This is a genomic window from Shewanella sp. Arc9-LZ, assembly GCF_010092445.1.
GTDB lineage: Bacteria > Pseudomonadota > Gammaproteobacteria > Enterobacterales > Shewanellaceae > Shewanella.
Map to the genome: position 1 here is coordinate 1,658,991 of NZ_CP048031.1, position 17,993 is coordinate 1,676,983.

Sequence of the window (17,993 nt, forward strand, 5' to 3'; positions counted from 1 at the left end):
GATAGTCAGACGCACCAAGCCCTTGGGGCATCTGGCGTTGAGCAGTATCCAATTTCATTTTTTGGTTTTCGTACTAAGTTTGGTGTGTTATCAAGCTTATAAAATAAAGCCTCCGCAGACCGCTCTAAACATAGATTTGGTTGCGGCGCGACAATAACATTCAAGGGGATGACATGAACAAATCTGAACTAATCGAGAAAATCGCATCTGGTGCTGATATTTCTAAAGCTGCTGCTGGCCGCGCACTAGATTCTTTTATCGCTGCGGTAACGGAAGGTCTTAAAGATGGCGATAAGATTTCTCTAGTTGGTTTTGGTACATTTGAAGTACGTCAACGTGCTGAACGTACTGGCCGTAACCCACAAACGGGTAAAGAAATTAAAATTGCTGCTGCGAACATTCCAGCGTTCAAAGCTGGCAAAGCGCTAAAAGACGCTGTTAACTAAATAGTTAATAACGTGGCCTTTGTAAGGCATTCGTAATACAAGCACTGCTTAGGCGGTGCTTTTTACGAAAAGCAATATTGTTATGCAAAGCATAATACATATTGGGAGTATTGGGTCATACCCGTGGTAGCGTCTGATAACTCCATATAATTTACAATAAGGCGCATCCACAAGGTGATGCGCCTTTTTATTTTATTAATCGCAACAAGCGAGAATTCAGATGTTAGAAAAAATTCGTGAAGGATCACAGGGGATTGTTGCTAAAACAATTCTAGTACTTGTGATACTTTCTTTTGCTTTTGCCGGTGTGAGCAGTTATTTAGGCTCAAACACGGGTGTACCTGCTGCAGTTGTTAATGGTGACGAAATTGGCGCCAACGAACTTGAACAGGCTTTTCAAAATGAACGCTCGCGTATTGAGCAACAGCTAGGCGAAATGTTTACTGCATTAGCGGCTGACGACTCCTACATGAACGGAATTAAGCAAGGTGTATTGGATCGTTTAATTGCCGATAAGCTCATTGATCAAGCTGCCAACAAGTTGGGCTTACGTGTATCAGATGAGCAAATCAAGAAAGCGATTATCGAAGAGCCTGCATTTCAAACCGACGGTCAATTTGATAACGAACGCTACCTAGCAGTATTGCGTCAACTAGGTTATCAAACCACAAGCTTTAGAAACATGATGCGTGTAGATATGACCCGTCGTCAGTTATTAAATGCGCTTGTTGGTAGTGAGTTTGTGCTGGACGGTGAAGCTAAACAGCTTGCAGAAGTTCAAGGCCAAACCCGTGATATTCGCTACTTAGTCGTCGACTCAACACCGTTTTTATCAACTGTTTCTGTCGCTGATGAAGAAGCTCAAACTTATTACGATGCTAATGTTTCGCAATACATGAGCCCTGAAAAAGTCAGCCTTGAGTATGTTGAATTGAATGTTGCCGACATGGCTAAAAACAGCGAAACCTCTGATGAAGAAGTGAAAACTTATTACGAAGAGAATCAAAAGCAATATCAAACGGCTGAAAAACGTCTTGCTGCGCATATTTTTGTCGCCGCAACTGACGATGACAGCGCAGATAAAGCCAAAGCTGATGCTATTGAAGCCAAGTTAACCGCGGGTGAAGATTTTGCTGAGTTAGCAAAAACTGATTCTGACGATCAGCTTAGTGCTCAACAGGGCGGTAAGTTAGATTGGTTTGAACAAGGCGTAATGGACCCTGCATTTGATGAAGCACTTTTTGGATTACAAAAAGATCAAGTCTCGTCAATTGTGAAAAGTGAATTTGGTTACCACATTATTAAGCTGCTTGATTTACAAGCTAGCCAAGCAACCGCTTTTGAAAACGTTAAAGCGAAAATTGTTGCTCAGCTACAAGAAAAGAAAGCCTTAGATGTGTTTTATAGCTTACAAACTAAGTTGGCTGATACCAGTTACGAAATCCCTGATACTTTAGCTGAAACTGCGCAAGCGGTTAATGCAAAAGTACAATCAACGCAGTTATTCTCGCGTGATGACGTACCGGCTAAATTTAACAATCCTGAATTTATCAAAGCCGCATTTTCTGACCAAGTGTTAGCAAGTGGTTTAAACAGCGATGTGATTGAACTTGCGCCAAACCATGTAGTGGTTATTCGCATGAAAAAACATCAGACAGCTGGCGTTATGGGATTTGCTGAAGTAAAAGCTGGTATTGTTGAACGTTTACAGCAAGATAAAGCGAATGATGGTGCTCGTGACAAAGCTGCGGAATATATGGCACAGTTAAAAGCGGGTAATAACACGCTAACAGATGCTTCATTGACGACATTAGCTAAACTAGGTCGCTTTAATCAGGATATTGATCAAGCTATCACCAATAAAGCCTTCAAAATTGCCGCTCCTGCTGAAAATAGTGTCACAATTGATACTGCAGCGTTAGCGACAGGTTATGCGGTTATTGTGGTTGATAAAGTCAATAAAGCTGAAGGCATTAATGACAACCTCATAAATACGCTTAAACAACGTATTGCGCCTCAATACAGCGAAGCTGATTATCGAGCAGTGGTTGCCTCACTTAAAGCTGATGCTGAAATTGAGTATCCAGTTGCCGACTAGTTAAGTCGTCGCAACAGATGAAATACTAAAAGACCTAGGCTCACGTCTAGGTCTTTTTGTTTATAAGGTATTAAGCCATGAAGACCATCTCTAATACACAATCTAGTGAATTGTTTGGGTTATCGCACTACAGCGATGACTTATTCGAATCGATTAAGGGCGTGGCTTTACAATTCAAAAATATTACTTTTGAGCGATGCCATTTTACCCAATGTGATTTTAGTCAAAGTGATTTCTATCATTGCCATTTTATCGAATGTGTTTTTAGTCAATGTAATTTAAGTGTAATGTCAGTTGTTGCTACAGAGTTTGATGATGTGACTTTTAGCGGCTGTAAAGCCATAGGTATTGATTGGACTAAAGCTGAGTGGCCGCAATTTATGACTCAAACCACGATTAAGTTTGAACGATGTATGCTCAATGGCAGTAATTTTTATTCGCTGCATTTGCCCGAGTTTTCACTCGTTGATTGCCGCGCCCATGATGTCGACTTTAGAGAAGCTAATTTAAGCAAAGCAGATTTGCGTATGACCGATTTTAATTTAAGCCAATTTAGTCATACCAATTTAACGGGTGCCAATTTTACCGATGCATTGAATTACCAAATTGATATTACCGCTAATAACGTTAAGCAAGCCATATTCAGTCGGTTCGAAGCCTTAAGTTTACTAGAAGGTTTGGATATTCAATTAGTCGACTAGCGTACATTGCCACATTTTTAATGCAAAAAGTGTGTTTTATTGCATGTGTTTAAATAACCCGTTAATTTATATTAGTTATGATAAATAATTGGCTTTAATAATTTAATCCATAAGGAGAGGGCATGAGCCACAGACTTGATCAGGCATTTGAACGTGCATTAGCCTATTTAGATCAACACTTAAATGAGCCTTTTGATCGACAAGTGTTGGCCGATATTGCCCACATCCCGTTATGTCATTTCGACCCATTATTTACTGCGCTGTACCATATGTCTATTGACGCTTATGCTGAATTGCTCAAAAGCCTAGAAGCTGCCCATTTATTAGGTTTTGGCAAGCAAGTTTCTCTGGCCACAATAGCGGCTAAATTAGCGTATCGTAACGAACAGCACTTTATCGAATCGTTTACTCGCAGTATAGGTCAAAGCCCTGAATCGTTTCAGCAAGCACCTGATTGGGGCAATTTTTTTGCGAAGCAACAACCGCTTAAATCATTTCGAGTAGATGCTAATCATCAAGATAAGCAATCTTACTCTGTTGATATTGTATCGTTTGATGCGCAGGCATTAGCGGTGATGGAACATCATGGTGATCCGGCTTTATTACCTCAAACCATTGCGAGATTTATTGAATGACGTCGACAGTTTGGCTTATTTCCTACAAGTTGCAGAACCTTTAACCTGCTTTACTCAACCCCTGAGTTATCTGTTAAAACGCAATATCGAATTGATATTGGTGTATCGTTAAATGCCGAGACACAAGCTATAGTGTCTGAGTCGAGCCAGATTAAGCTCAAATCAATCCCTCAGGGACGATGTGCGATGATTAAATACAGTGGTGATGACAATGGTCTAACAGCGGCAATAGATTACCTGTATCGCGATTGGGTTAATGCAAATGATATTACACTACGAAATTACCCGTTGTTTTTAGAACGACTCGACATTAATGATAATAAGTTAGCGCAACATGAGCCAAGACAAGCGTTATCTCCACAACAGGTACTCATTTATTTACCCGTTGTTTAACTTAAGTTATTAAGCCTTGATGAACTCATGGCTGAGTTACATTTATTTGTATGATAAAATGATGTCGCTGAATTCAACTCGAAATACTTCAGGCCCGATTTCAGATAATAAGACGGTTGTTTTAGCACGGCTTAGCAATAACGGTATGTTAATTAGCTAATCTCGCCGCATTTTTACAGACTTTACTGTTATAAATATGAATCTTCACAATGTATCGCTCATAAAAAAACCATAATGCAGTGCATTATGGTTTTACGTTAACACTTGTTGAAATTAGGCTTATAGCTCAATAACATCAAACGTTACACTAGGATTCACGTCTGCTTCGTAATCGATACCATCAATACCAAAACCGAACAGCTTTAAAAACTCTTGTTTGTATTCATCATAGTCAGTGAGTTCGCTTAAATTTTCTGTGGTCACTAACGGCCATAAATCACGACAATGCTGCTGGATTTCTTCGCGAAGTTCCCAGTCATCAAGGCGTAAGCGATTTTCGCCATCAACAGCTGGTGCTTGGCCATCAACACGGTATAGGCGTTCACTGAATAAACGGTATATTTGTTCAATACAGTCTTCATGTAAGCCTTCTTGGCGCATTTTCTTAAATACCATGGCGATGTAAAGTGGCATTACTGGAATTGCTGAGCTCGCTTGAGTCACGACACTTTTTAACACTGCAACGTTAGCTGAGCCACCAGTAGCTGATAATTTGCTATCAAGGGCGTGAGCTGCACGATCTAAATCCATTTTGGCTTTGCCTAAAGCGCCATGCCAATAAATAGGCCAAGTCAATTCGGTACCAATGTAACTATAAGCAACCGTTTTGCAATTGTCAGCTAATACGCCAGCGTCGCTTAGCGCACTCATCCATAATTCCCAATCTTGGCCGCCCATTACAGTGACGGTATCAGCAATTTCTTGCTCAGTCGCAGGCTCTACCGAAGTGTCGATAATGGTGTTTTTATTGGTATCAACAGCCGTGGCAATATATGTTTGGCCAATTGGCTTAAGTGATGAACGGATAACTTCACCGGTGTCAGGCATTTTACGTACTGGAGAAGCCAGTGAGTAAACCACCATGTCGATTTGACCTAAATCTTGCTTGATAAGCTCAATCACCTGTTGTTTTGCTTGATGGCTGAATGCATCACAGTTAATGCTTTTTGAATACAAGCCTTCTGCTTTAGCAAACTTATCAAATGCCGCGGTGTTGTACCAACCCGCTGTACCGGGTTTGGTTTCAGAGCTTGGTTTTTCGAAAAACACACCAATAGTGGCAGCGTCGCTACCAAATGCTGAGGTGATACGAGATGAAAGGCCATAGCCACTTGAAGAACCGACCACTAATACTTTTTTAGGCCCATTAGCAATTTTGCCTTTGGCCTTAATGAGTTCGATTTGTTCTTTAACGTTGGCTTCACAACCTACTGGATGAGTAGTGGTACAAATAAAGCCACGAATTTTAGGTTTAATAATCATATTTAAGCTTCTTCCTTTAACATTGGCTCTAGGATAAATAGTTCGACGGCCAATTGGCACTGATTTTTTCTAAAACGCCCTCAAAACCACAGTGGTTGGAGCAGTTTAGCGCTTTTGCATAAATTGACTTTGCTCTTGAATGAGTCGTTGGGTGTATTCATGTTGTGGTGAAGTAAATAAGGCCTCAGTAGTAGATTTCTCGACCATATGACCATTTTGCAACACCATAATTTTATCGCTAACATGACGAATAATATTCAGATTATGTGATACAAAAATATACGATAATCCCATCTCTTTTTGCAGCTTTAATAGCAAATTAATAATCTGAGACCGGACCGATAAATCTAAAGCCGTTAGTGCTTCATCTGCAATAATAATTTTAGGGTTAAGCATTAAGGCACGTGCAACCGCGACACGCTGTTTTTGGCCTTCGGAAATCATGTGTGGATAAAACTCTGCGTGTTCAGGTAATAAGCCGACTTTTCTTAAGGTTTCAATCACCAATGTTTTTCGTTCAGTTGAACTTAATTGGGTATTAAACCGTAACGGTTCTTTAAGTAAGTTACCAATCGATAAACGTGGATTAAGCGAGGTTGTCGGATCTTGGAAAATCATCCGGATCAACCGACACCGTTGTTTTAAATTACGTGTTTCTAAAGCTTCACCTTCAAAAAATATGTCGCCGCCACTGCGTTGTTCAGCACCCACTAGAATTCGGGCGAGGGTACTTTTACCCGAACCAACCGACCCCACAATAGCCAAGGTTTCACCACGACCGAGTTCAAATGAAACCGGAGAGAGAGCCTGATAATATTGAGGTTTAAAATGCTTATAACCGGTTAAGTATTGTTTACTTAAGTCGGTTACTTTAAGCAATGGCATCGTCATCTTCTTGCTCACTTTTATAAGGGAAATGGCAGGCAAAATAGCGGTCTTTAATATGTTCAAGATTAGGCTGTTTTACACATTGGCGTTGGGCTTCTGGGCAACGTGGACCAAGCCGACAACCGGCAGGTAAATGCTGCATCGACGGCGAAGAGCCTTGCAGTGTGGGTAAGTTAGCTTTATGACGCATTTTTTCAGTATGGTCAGGTAGATTTTTTAATAATGCCCGTGTGTAAGGATGATAAGGCATTGCTACCATTTCGCTAACAGGGCCTGATTCCATAACTTGACCACTGTACAAAATCGTTAAGTTATCACACCAGTGCACCATGGTTTCTAACTCATGGCTAACCAATAAAATAGACACGTTTTGCAGTTGATTGAGTTGCGACAATAGTCTGAAAATTTGCGCTTGGGTGTTGAGCTCCATTGAGTTGGTTGGCTCATCGGCAATCAGCAATTTAGGATGATTCGCCACAGCCATCGCAATCATCACTTTTTGGCATTCGCCCTCAGACAATTCCCATGGATAGCACTTCATCAGTTGTTTTGGTTTTTTTATACCGACTTTGTGGAGCCATTTCTGCGCGTTTAAATAGGTCGCCTTTCCACGTCGCCAAAAAGGAATATTTTTGTTGGGTACCATAGCTTCAATCAATTGACTGCCAATGGTTTTAACCGGATCTAAACTGCCAGAAGGGTCTTGGAAAATCATCGCCATTTCACTGCCCATCAGGCAGCGTCGTTGCTTCGAACTCATTTCTAATAAGTTTTTTCCATCCCACATCATACGGTCAGCAATAATATGCCAATTAGGACCTAGTACGCCTAGAATCGCTTTGGCCAATAAACTGCGCCCAGAGCCAGATTCGCCAACAAGTCCATGGATTTCACCTGGATTAATAGTCAAACTGACTTTTTCGAGCACTTTCACAGTGCCCTCAGGTGTATCTAATTCAATGGTGAGATTACGAATATCGAGTAAAGGCATAGGTTAATTTCTTATCGGTGCAAGCGCAGAACGTAAACCATCGCCGACTAAGTTGACCGATAATACAGTAAACAAAATCGCGACACCTGGGATAGTAACGGTCCAAGGCGCAAGCAGTAAATTATCAAGCCCTTGTGCGACCATTGCACCCCATTCTGGACTCGGTGCTTGTGCACCAAGGTTTAAAAAACCGAGAGCGGCAATATCGAGTATTGCGGCAGATATTGCCATAGTGACCTGAATAATCACCACATCCCATACATTGGGCATGATGACATACCAAAAAACTTGTAACGAGTTGGCACCGTCTAATTTGGCTGCGGTAACATACTCTTTTTGAAGCTCTTCATGAACCGCTAGATGGATAGCACGCACAAATTGTGGAACCATCGCAATCCCAACGCCCCAAAACACATTATTAAGCCCAGGTCCCATGACAGCAACCACTAGAATAGCCATTAATAACGATGGGATAGACAATAATGCATCTAGCAAGTGGCTTAACACACTCGACTTTATGCCGTGCATCATTCCTGAAAGAGAACCAATAATAAAACCAAATATCAGCGATGCAGTAACAATTAATAATGACATGCCAAAGGTTAATTGTACCCCGTGTAAGATTCGACTAAAAATATCTCGTCCTAGATCGTCAGTTCCAAGGAAGTGTTCTACAGTACCTGCTGGATCCCATGATGGCGGTAAAAGTAATACTTGTTGGTCTTGCATCTCTGCTGAATAAGGCGCTATAAACGGGGCGAAAATAGTTAATATTAATAAAAAAATAACTGCCCATAGACCGATCACCGCAAATGGGTTAGCAGAAAATGTTTGCCACATTCGCCACATAGGCGAGGCTATATGGTCTTCTTGGTATATTTTAATTCGAGGCATACAATTCCTTTCTGCTCATTGGATTGATTGCGGTATGCAGTAAATCAATCAAAATGCTTAAGAAAATAATTAATAATGAAACAGATAAGATACCCGCTTGAATAACAGTATAGTCACGCTGGTAAATGCCCGACACTAACCAACTGCCAACCCCTGGCCACGAAAATATCACTTCAACCACAATGCCATAACTGGCAAATGATCCCAGCATTAAACCAATACTTTTTATTACCGGAATTAAGGCATTGGGCAAAACATGACGGAGTAGAATTTTAGCCGTGTGTAAACCGCGAGCTTCAGCGGCGCGGATATAGGTTTGATTCATCACATTTAAAATGGCTTGCCGGGTGATCCTCACTACCAATGTAAAAGGAAGTACCGCTAAAGTGACCGCCGGTAAAATCAAGTGTAATAAAGCATCATGAAACGCCGGAATGCGATAACTAGAATCGGATAATAAAGTGTCGACCAGCATAAAACCTGTCACAGGTTCAATTTCATAAAGTAAATTGATTTGCCCTGAAATAGGCAGCCAGCCGAGATTAACCCCAAACCACATAGATAAGGTCAAGCCGAGCCAAAATACCGGGATAGAATAGCCTGTTAAGGTGATGGCTAAAATACTGCGTTGCAGTGCTTTGTTATTACCTAATGCGGCTAGCACGCCAATGGGCACGCCAAAAAACACGGCAATAAAACCAGAAAATAATGATAATTCAAAAGACGCAGGTAGTACTGCTTCAAGCTCCTCCAATACCTCTTGCTGTGAGTTACTGGAAATACCAAAGTTACCCGATAAGCGCTGGCGCAAGTAGGCGGTAAACTGCAGTAATTGGTTATCATTTAGTTGATAGTCTTGCTCTATTTGCTGTTGTTGTTCAAGCGTGGGATATTGAACCCCAGACAGAGAATATGCTTTACTGACAGGAAACTGTCCCGATGCCATAAAGAGTACGGCCACCATGACTAGCGACGTGGCCATAAACAGGGTTATGCGACTAAAAAGATAACGCCACATTTATTCAGTTCCCTCTATTGCTTGAGTTGTTTTGGCGAAGGAAATACCGCCATAAGGCCTAATTTGCATGGCGGTAATATTACTCTTTTTCAATACCACTTTTTTGGCATGTGCGATTGTTACTAGCGGAACTTGATCGCTAATAATAGCTTCTGCTGATTGATAAAATGCTTTACGTTCAGGTTGAGTCGATACGCTCTGAGCTTGGGTTAACAGATGTTCAAAGTCTTTGTTGCACCAACGAGAGCGATTATTATTAGAAGCTAATGCGGCGCAGCTTAATAGTGGAGTGAAAAAGTTATCAGGATCGCTATTATCCGCATTCCAACCAATAAGCACTGAATCATAATTGGAACTGGCTAACTTCTGAGTGAATACACTCCAATCATAGCTAATGATATTCAGTTTTACGCCAATACGGGCTAGATCGGCTTGAATGAGCTCCGCTGTTTTCAATGCACTCGGATTATAAATTCGCGCCACTGGCATGGCCCACACATTAATGGATAAGTTAGATACACCTGCTTGGTGCAGTAATACTTTGGCTTTTTCAGGGTTATATTCATTTGGAGATAAGTTTTTGCTGTAAGCCCAAGATGCCGGAGGTAAAACGCCTGTCGCTTCGACAGCGGTATCGTTATATACCACGTCTAGAATATTATTTTTATCGATAGCATGCGCAAGTGCGCGTCTTACACGAACATCATCTAATGGCGGTTTTTGAGTGTTAAATGCCCAAAATGCGACGTTCAATCCAGGTTTTGCATCGATAATAATATCTTTATGTTGGTCAAGCACTGCCAGTTCACCAGCTTTAGGTAATGCTGAAACGCTGCAGTCTCCGGTAATTAATTTAGCAATACGTGCGGTGCTTCTGGGGGTGATATCAAACACTAATTGATCAAGCTCGACCTTAGGGCCCCAATAAACTGGATTCTTTTTGTAGCGAATATATTCATTTTTCACATACTGGCTAAGCTGAAAAGGTCCTGTGCCTACCGCGTAATAATCGATATCTTCAGGTGTGCCTTGCGCTAACAGTTGATAACCATATTCTGCCGACAACACTACGGCAAAATCAGTGGCCAAATTAGATAAAAAAGAAGCGTCTTTCCGAGTTAAATGAAACATAACTTGGTAGTCGTTTACTTTTTCAATGTAGCCAATTAAATCAGCAAAACCAATGCTTTGAAAAAATGGGTAACCGGTTCTACTGACTAAGTGATAGGGATGCAGTGGATCAATAATCCGATTAAACGAAAACAACACATCATCTGCATTAAAGTCTCTTGCAGGAGTAAAATGGCGGGTCTTATGAAAACTCACATGTTGACGTAAAGTAAATAGATAATTTAAACCATCATCGGACACCTGCCATGATGTCGCCAAACCAGGTGTGATTTCGGCTTTTTCTTGGCTGTAATTGACGAGTCTACTGTAAATTTGATGTGAAGTTGCATCAATAGTGGTGCCTGATGTAACAAGCTGAGGGTTAAAGCTTTCAGGGTTACCTTCACTGCAATACACAAGGCCAGAAGGCAATTGCACTTGTCCGCATGCAGCCAGCATGATGCTGGAGAGACATAAAGACATCTGCTGATACCAGCGTTTTACTATAACAGGCATAGTGTGATCATTTTTTATCGACTTTGAGTGGGTATTTTAACAGTGTTCATTGCATTGGGGCAATGAGCATATCCAAGCTTGATTCAGCTCTTGTCGAGTAAATTGTACTTTTTCAAAATACCTCGAAGCTGATGGTAGCTTAAGCCCAATAAATCGGCGGTTTTTTTCTGATTATATTGGCCTTCAGCTAATGCTCGTTGCAATAGTTCTATTTCGCTGTTTTCGGTGTATTCTTTAAAATCTATCGGGAATTCGATGCTATTAAGCACCACAGATGTTTCCGTTTTAATATTTAACTCAGCCGATTCCGTCACTGGTGTTGGTGCATGTTCTATTTGATTTAATTGACGTTCGCGGGTTTTGACACGATTTACAGGACGATAGGGAGATGCAAAAGGATCTAAAATAATATGATCAATCTCTTGGCCATCAGCGCCTTCACGGTAAACACTTCGCTCGACGACATTCTTTAATTCTCGGATATTTCCTGGCCAGCTGTGCATCATTAATTGTTCTACCGCCAACGGACTAAAACCACTAAAATATTCCAGTGATAGTTGCCTTGCCATGCTAATAGCAAAATGTTCGGCCAATGGCATAATGTCTTCGGTTCTATGTCTTAATGGTGGCAAGGTGATCACATCAAAGGCTAAACGATCGAGTAAGTCCGCTCGGAATTCACCATTGTCAGCCAAGGTAGGTAAATCTTCATTGGCGGCACAAATCAGTCGCACATCAGATTGAACCGTTTTACTGCCACCGACTCGTTCAAATTCACCATATTCGATGACACGTAATAACTTTTCTTGGATTAATCCAGAAGTGTTGGCTAATTCATCTAAAAACAGTGTTCCGCCATCGGCGCGTTCAAAACGGCCTTCGTGTCGTCCTTTCGCACCCGTAAATGCACCAGATTCATGGCCAAAGAGTTCACTTTCGAGTAAGTTTTCACTTAATGAAGAACAATTGAGTTTAATAAAGCTTTGATCCCAACGAGGGGATAAGTAATGTAGTCGTTCGGCAATTAATTCTTTACCCGTACCGCGTTCACCAATAATGAGCACCGGCTTAGATAATGGCGCGACTTTAGACACATGTTCTAATACTTCAAGCAGTGCATTAGATTGGCCGATGAGATTGTCTTGCTGGAATTGTTTGCTCACAGTTAGCTTACTCGCAAAATTGTTAGTGAATTAGACTAATAATTGGTGAAAATCATAATAAATGGCTTGAGTGTTAAAAGAAAGCAAAAGTTAAATATTTGTTTAAGTATATGATGTTGTTGCATTTGTAAATGTTGGCACGTAATGTGTAATACCTACTGCGACATCCACGTTAATTTTGAGGAACACATTATGGGAATTTTCTCTCGCTTCGCAGATATCGTTAATTCAAATATCAGCGCAATACTTGATAAAGCCGAAGATCCAGAAAAAATGGTCCGTCTTATCATTCAAGAAATGGAAGACACACTTGTTGAAGTACGTTCAACCTCCGCTAAAGTATTGGCAGAGAAAAAAGAATTACTTCGCCGGATTGCTCGTGTTCAAGAGCAAGTTCAAGATTGGCAGAATAAAGCTGAGTTAGCGTTATCCAAAGATCGTGAAGACTTAGCCAAAGCCGCGTTGAGTGAAAAGCAAAAAACGGTTGGTTTATTGCAAGCACTTGAGATGGAACTGCAAGTTGTTGAAGAGCATGTCGCTCGTTTAAAAGATGAAATCGCTCAACTTCAAGAAAAATTGAATGATGCTCGTGCTCGTCAAAAAACCATCATTATGCGTAAGCAAACTGCCACTTCACGTTTAGAAGTCAAAAAGCAGCTTGATTCAAGCAAAATCGATGATGCAATGATGAAGTTTGAACAATACGAGCGCCGAGTTGAAGGACTTGAGGCACAAGTAGAATCATATGATTTAGGTAAAAAGAACGTTCTAGCTGACGAGTTTGCAGCATTAGAAGCAGAAGATTCTGTCAATGATGAATTAGCAGCATTAAAAGCAAAAATGAGTGCGAAAGCACAACCTAAATCTAAAGCGTAAATTTATTCAGAGGTGAGTTATGGATATGGATCTTCTTATTGCACCAATTATCATCTTTATGGTTGTTGTGGCACCTATCTGGTTGGTTCTTCATTATCGCAGTAAGCGACAAGTGAGCCAGGGGCTCACCGAGGAAGAATTTAACCAGCTTAATGGTCTCATTTCGAAAGCTGAAAAAATGAGCGGTCGCATTGAAACATTAGAAGCGATTTTAGATACTGAATCACCAGAATGGAGAGCAAAACATGGTCCCATCTAATGGTCGTACTCTATACCGCAACCCAAAAAATGGTAAAGTGGCTGGGGTGTGTTCAGGTATTGCAGATTACTTTAACTTTGAAACATGGCTAGTGCGAGTCATTGCTGTGTCGATATTCTTACTCGGTGGAACAGGGATTGTGTTTGTTGTTTATATTGCCTTATGGATGATATTAGACATCAAACCACAAAACTTAGACAACAAAGAAAATCACAAAGATATTGAAATTAAAAAGAAAATTTGGCAAGCAGGTGAACCTGCAAAGCAAGCGTTGTTTGATGTTAATCGTCAATTTAACGGATTAGAACTCCGTTTAAGACGACTCGAAGAACATGTCACCTCAGACAACTTTGATCTTAAACGCCAAATCAATAGTCTTTAATCCTTCTAATGGGCGGTTATCCGCCCGTGTTTTTTTGGGAGCCATCAGCCATCATGAGATTTTTAGATCGTTCCTTGTTTAAAGTCAGCCAAACCGCTCAGTCTATTGTTAACCGCAGTACCGATCGTCATGTCAGATTAGCCGTCACTGGGTTATCCGGTGCAGGTAAAACCGCTTTTATTAGTGGCTTAGTAAATCAGTTATTGCATGCAGGAAAAGGCGCCAAGCACAATCCTTTACCATTATGGCAAGTGGCACGCGAAGGTCGGTTAATTGCTGTCAATCGCGCTATGCAACCTGATTTAGACATTGCCAGTTTTGATTATCAAGGTGCAATGAATGCATTATGTTCGTCGCCTCCTTATTGGCCTGCTTCAACCAAAAACATTACCGAATTACGTTTAGCCATTAAGTATCAGCCTCAACAAGGTTTGTTAGCTAAATTAACAGATACCGCAACCTTGTACGTAGATATTGTTGATTATCCTGGTGAGTGGTTACTTGATTTACCGATGCTTAAACAAGATTTTACTCAATGGTGTTTATCACAACAGGTTAATGTGACATGTTTACGTCACTCGCCCTTATTTAGCGCATTCAATCAAGCTTTAGAGAAATTAGAGTTAAGCCAATTAGCTGATGAACAGCACCTTAAGTACATTGCTGACTTGTATCAAACTTTATTGGTCGACTTGGTTAGACAACAGGGATTTTATCACGCTCAACCAGGGCGTATGTTGTTACCGGGCGAATACGAAAATACCCCGTTATTGACATTTTTCCCATTGCTTACCTTAAGCCCAATTCAGCACTCAGAATTATCAGCAAGCCCAAGCGATTCAAATTATCATGTCCTTAAGCGCCGTTATGAGCAGTACGTATCACAAGTTGTTAAGCCATTTTACCGCGACTACTTTTCTCGATTTGATCGCCAACTAGTGTTGGTTGATTGTTTAAACGCACTTAATCATGGTCAGGCACAGTTTAATGACATGGGGCGCGCATTAAACAGCATTATGGAAAGTTTTCAGTTTGGCCAGTCGAGCTTAATTAAACGTTTATTTTCACCGCGGATAGACAAAGTGTTATTTGCTGCCAGCCAAGTAGACAGAGTGACCCGTGATCAGCAAGGCCATGTGCTTAGTTTGTTAACCGCAATGCTGCAACAAAGCCAGCATTATGCCAACTTTGAAGGCAGTGAAGTTGAAACCATGGCGATAAGTGCGATTAAGGCTACTCAACACGGGATGGTTAATATAGAGGGTGTTCAACAAGAAGTGGTAAAAGGCACTGGGCTTGATGGTAAGCAAGTCACCGTATACCCAGGAGATGTGCCCACATCATTACCCGATGCAGAGTTTTGGCAACAACAAGGGTTTAGCTTTAGTGCTTTTCTACCGCCCAATTTGAGCCATATCCACGATAACAATCCGCAATTCGAACACATTCGTCTCGACCATCTCTTGGAGTTTCTATTAGGCGATAAATTGTCTTAATGGTTTTATTTTGAGAATAAATGTGAGCATTAGTTATGAATGAACCTACACGTAATTCGCCGATAAAAAAATCGCAAATATTTACCGAGTCAGATCTTATTGTGACAGATGAGATTCAATCGGCTGAAGAAGCAATTAAGCCGACTAAATCATTTGAAGAAGTTGACTTTATTTGTGAGCAATCGCTAACAGAATTGCCAGCAGCAATGGAAGACAGCATTAAACCTGCAAAGGCTAAGCGTTGGTCGTTATTGGCTATATTATCGGTAATTGGTTTGGTGTTATTGGTTATCGTACAAACCGTGATGGGGTTACTTGACTCTTTTCAACAAAGTCCGTGGTTATTTGGTTTTTATGCTTCTGTGTTATCCATTGTTAGCTTATGGGCCACGGTCATTACGATTAAAGAATGGCGTAAGTTGGTTAATCTTAAACAAGTCAGTGATCATCAAAGCACAGCTGAACGATTATCCCAAAGCATGCAAATGGGCGAAGCCAAAACGTTTTTGGCACCAATATTAGCCAAATACCCAAATAATCAGGCTAAACAACAATATTTACAAGCCTGTAGCCATGAACATAATGATGCAGAAATCGTGTTGTTATTCGAAGATATCGTGTTATCCGAGCGCGATTTACTGGCCAAGAAACGCGTTAACCGCTTTGCTGCTGAGTCGGCATTATTATTAGCCGCAAGCCCTTTAGCTGCGCTGGATATGGCTATTATCTTGTGGCGAAATCAAAAAATGATTAATGAAGTCGCTGCCATTTATGCCGTGGAGCTGGGTTACTGGAGCCGCATAAAACTGATTCGTAGTATTGTGACGAATATTATTTATGCTGGCAGTACCGAGGTGATTACCGATTTAGGTACCCAATTATTATCAGTAGAAATGACCGGCAAGGTGTCTGCTCGGATTGCACAAGGACTTGGTGGTGGTTTACTTACCGCAAGGTTAGGTTATCAAGCCATGAGCTTGTGCCGGCCGATTGCATTTAACAAACACAACAAGCCTAAATTATCCCACGTTCATCAACATTTACTCGGTGAATTAAAGCAGTTTACTTCGTCAATGATGTCTAAAAATAAACAGAAACAAACTCAGTCAGCTGATAATAGCGAATAAATTAGTGTTTTTTTTGTACAATTCAGTTTTGTTGACTACAGTTAGCCTCCGATTCGGAAAACGTATAGCGTTCTGAATCGTTCGAGCTTGGTAATGGAGAAGGACGCATACCAGCAAACTAAGGAAGGAAAGGAGAATCTAATGAAATCATTGTCATTAACTGCATTATTAATGGGTTTATGTTGTTTGTTAAGTAGTCATTCTTACGCCGCTGAAACGGTAAAGACAATGGCAGAGCCCACAAAACAAGCCACAAAATCGATGGAGAAAAAGTCAACGGCTATGCAAAAGGTCAATATCAATAAAGCCAGCGCTGAAGAATTACAAGCGCTGAAAGGTATTGGGCAAGCCAAAGCAAAAGCGATTGTTGACTATCGAACCAAAAACGGCAAATTTACCGATCTGAAACAGTTAACCATGGTGACAGGAATTGGTGAAAAGTTAGTCAGCCAGAATACCGAGAATATGAGTTTCTAACTGAGACGCTTATTAATACAAAAACGGAAGCAATTGCTTCCGTTTTCTATTTCAGCGAACCCAAATGCAGGTTAACTAATCCAGGTTAACTATTGTGCATTAAGTGCTTGGCCATTGGTGTCGATAGATTCATTACCCATTAAGAATAAATAAGTCGGCATAATTTGTTCAGCTGTTTTTAGTGTTTGTGGATCTTCAGCAGGATAAGCTTTTGCACGCATTTCTGTACGAGTCGCGCCTGGGTTAATACTATTAACCCTTACAGAGGTATTGTCACATTCATCAGCTAATACTTGCATCATGCCTTCGGTGGCAAATTTAGAAAATGCATAAGGTCCCCAATAAGCACGACCTTTACGTCCAACACCGCTAGAAGTAAACACAATTGAAGCATGCTCGGCTTTACGCATAATAGGCAATAATGACTTGGTCATGATGGCTTGAGCCGTGACATTGACCTTCAAAATGGTTTCAAGCGAGGTTAAATCGATATGCTCAAATGGACCTAATGCCCCCAACTGAGATGCGTTATGCAATAAACCATCTAAATGACCAAACTGCTCGGCAATGGTGTCTGCCATATCAATATAATTCTGTTCGGTCGCGCCTTTCATATCTAACGGTACAATGGCTGGCTTTGGATAACCGGCATTAACAATTTCATCGTATACGTTTTCGAGTTTTTTAACGGTCTTACCGAGCAAAATTACCGTAGCGCCGTGTTTGGCAAATTCGATTGATGCTGCACGACCAATACCGTCTCCAGCGCCCGTAACCAAGATTGTTTTGTTATTGAGTAAATCTTTTGCAGCTTGATATTCCAACATGATTGATTATTTCCTCTTAGCGCAATCGCCCGTCAAATCTAGTACCGGATAAAAAATAAACGACCGTTTGAAACAAATGATTAATAATTGTATGAGAATAGGTCATTTGCATGTAACAAACTTGTAGCTAACTCAATAATTTTACGTTAACTTGAGAATAGTTAAGGACTAACATAAGTCCTTATGGTCGCATGATAGGACTATTGTGACCAAT

18 protein-coding genes and 1 pseudogene are annotated in these 17,993 nt (G+C 40.8%); 11 read left to right on the forward strand and 8 right to left on the reverse strand.

Going from position 1 to position 17,993, the window contains the following annotated elements; all coding sequences use genetic code 11:
* Window positions 1–173: 173 nt before the first annotated feature.
* The 5 genes and pseudogenes from hupB to GUY17_RS07145 form a co-directional block, all read left to right on the forward strand.
* Entirely contained in the window at window positions 174–446 is a 273-nt protein-coding gene (gene hupB / locus GUY17_RS07125) for a nucleoid-associated protein HU-beta (protein ID WP_059745462.1), read from the forward strand.
* Window positions 447–666: 220 nt separating this feature from the next.
* Complete coding sequence (locus GUY17_RS07130) at window positions 667–2,544, forward strand: SurA N-terminal domain-containing protein (RefSeq protein ID WP_162022725.1); 1,878 nt, start codon at window positions 667–669, stop codon at window positions 2,542–2,544.
* Between the two features lie 77 nt (window positions 2,545–2,621).
* A complete protein-coding gene (locus GUY17_RS07135; protein WP_162022726.1) occupies window positions 2,622–3,245 on the forward strand; it encodes a pentapeptide repeat-containing protein in 624 nt (207 codons plus the stop codon).
* Between the two features lie 122 nt (window positions 3,246–3,367).
* A complete protein-coding gene (locus GUY17_RS07140) occupies window positions 3,368–3,880 on the forward strand; it encodes a helix-turn-helix domain-containing protein (protein ID WP_162022727.1) in 513 nt (170 codons plus the stop codon).
* A 27-nt stretch (window positions 3,881–3,907) separates the two neighbouring features.
* Window positions 3,908–4,273: pseudogene (locus tag GUY17_RS07145) on the forward strand (GyrI-like domain-containing protein); the annotation flags it as partial.
* Between the two features lie 279 nt (window positions 4,274–4,552).
* Here GUY17_RS07145 and fabV read toward each other — a convergent pair.
* From fabV to pspF, 7 genes are all read right to left on the reverse strand, one after another.
* The gene (gene fabV / locus GUY17_RS07150) at window positions 4,553–5,755 is read right to left on the reverse strand and encodes an enoyl-ACP reductase FabV (protein ID WP_162022728.1); all 1,203 of its coding nucleotides are present in this window, start codon (window positions 5,753–5,755) and stop codon (window positions 4,553–4,555) included.
* 105 nt (window positions 5,756–5,860) lie between these two features.
* Complete coding sequence (locus tag GUY17_RS07155) at window positions 5,861–6,646, reverse strand: ABC transporter ATP-binding protein (protein ID WP_011638034.1); 786 nt, start codon at window positions 6,644–6,646, stop codon at window positions 5,861–5,863.
* Entirely contained in the window at window positions 6,627–7,634 is a 1,008-nt protein-coding gene (locus tag GUY17_RS07160) for an oligopeptide/dipeptide ABC transporter ATP-binding protein (protein ID WP_101087861.1), read from the reverse strand. Before GUY17_RS07160 ends, GUY17_RS07155 begins: the two co-directional genes overlap by 20 nt.
* Before the next feature lie 3 nt (window positions 7,635–7,637).
* A complete protein-coding gene (locus GUY17_RS07165) occupies window positions 7,638–8,528 on the reverse strand; it encodes an ABC transporter permease subunit (RefSeq protein WP_101087863.1) in 891 nt (296 codons plus the stop codon).
* Window positions 8,515–9,546 (reverse strand): ABC transporter permease subunit, encoded by a 1,032-nt coding sequence (locus GUY17_RS07170; protein WP_101087865.1) that lies wholly within the window; start codon window positions 9,544–9,546, stop codon window positions 8,515–8,517. Before GUY17_RS07170 ends, GUY17_RS07165 begins: the two co-directional genes overlap by 14 nt.
* Window positions 9,547–11,172, reverse strand: a complete 1,626-nt coding sequence (locus GUY17_RS07175; RefSeq protein WP_101087867.1) for an ABC transporter substrate-binding protein — start codon at window positions 11,170–11,172, stop codon at window positions 9,547–9,549. It lies immediately after the preceding gene.
* Between the two features lie 83 nt (window positions 11,173–11,255).
* Window positions 11,256–12,335, reverse strand: coding sequence for a phage shock protein operon transcriptional activator (gene pspF / locus GUY17_RS07180; RefSeq protein ID WP_101087869.1), 1,080 nt, complete (start codon window positions 12,333–12,335; stop codon window positions 11,256–11,258).
* A 192-nt stretch (window positions 12,336–12,527) separates the two neighbouring features.
* Between pspF and pspA the strand changes: the two genes are divergently transcribed.
* The 6 genes from pspA to GUY17_RS07210 all read left to right on the forward strand — a co-directional run bounded on the left by pspA (window position 12,528) and on the right by GUY17_RS07210 (window position 16,952).
* Window positions 12,528–13,211, forward strand: coding sequence for a phage shock protein PspA (gene pspA, locus GUY17_RS07185; RefSeq protein ID WP_162022729.1), 684 nt, complete (start codon window positions 12,528–12,530; stop codon window positions 13,209–13,211).
* 19 nt (window positions 13,212–13,230) lie between these two features.
* Window positions 13,231–13,470, forward strand: a complete 240-nt coding sequence (gene pspB / locus GUY17_RS07190; protein WP_174839632.1) for an envelope stress response membrane protein PspB — start codon at window positions 13,231–13,233, stop codon at window positions 13,468–13,470.
* On the forward strand, window positions 13,457–13,852 hold the full coding sequence (pspC, locus tag GUY17_RS07195) for an envelope stress response membrane protein PspC (protein WP_101087871.1): 396 nt from the start codon (window positions 13,457–13,459) through the stop codon (window positions 13,850–13,852). Before pspB ends, pspC begins: the two co-directional genes overlap by 14 nt.
* Before the next feature lie 53 nt (window positions 13,853–13,905).
* A complete protein-coding gene (locus tag GUY17_RS07200; protein ID WP_162022730.1) occupies window positions 13,906–15,348 on the forward strand; it encodes a YcjX family protein in 1,443 nt (480 codons plus the stop codon).
* Between the two features lie 35 nt (window positions 15,349–15,383).
* On the forward strand, window positions 15,384–16,475 hold the full coding sequence (locus GUY17_RS07205) for a TIGR01620 family protein (protein WP_101087873.1): 1,092 nt from the start codon (window positions 15,384–15,386) through the stop codon (window positions 16,473–16,475).
* Between the two features lie 141 nt (window positions 16,476–16,616).
* Complete coding sequence (locus GUY17_RS07210; RefSeq protein ID WP_101087875.1) at window positions 16,617–16,952, forward strand: helix-hairpin-helix domain-containing protein; 336 nt, start codon at window positions 16,617–16,619, stop codon at window positions 16,950–16,952.
* Between the two features lie 89 nt (window positions 16,953–17,041).
* On the opposite strand, the gene GUY17_RS07215 is transcribed toward GUY17_RS07210, so the two are convergent.
* Entirely contained in the window at window positions 17,042–17,779 is a 738-nt protein-coding gene (locus tag GUY17_RS07215; RefSeq protein WP_011638022.1) for a YciK family oxidoreductase, read from the reverse strand.
* Window positions 17,780–17,993: the final 214 nt, after the last annotated feature.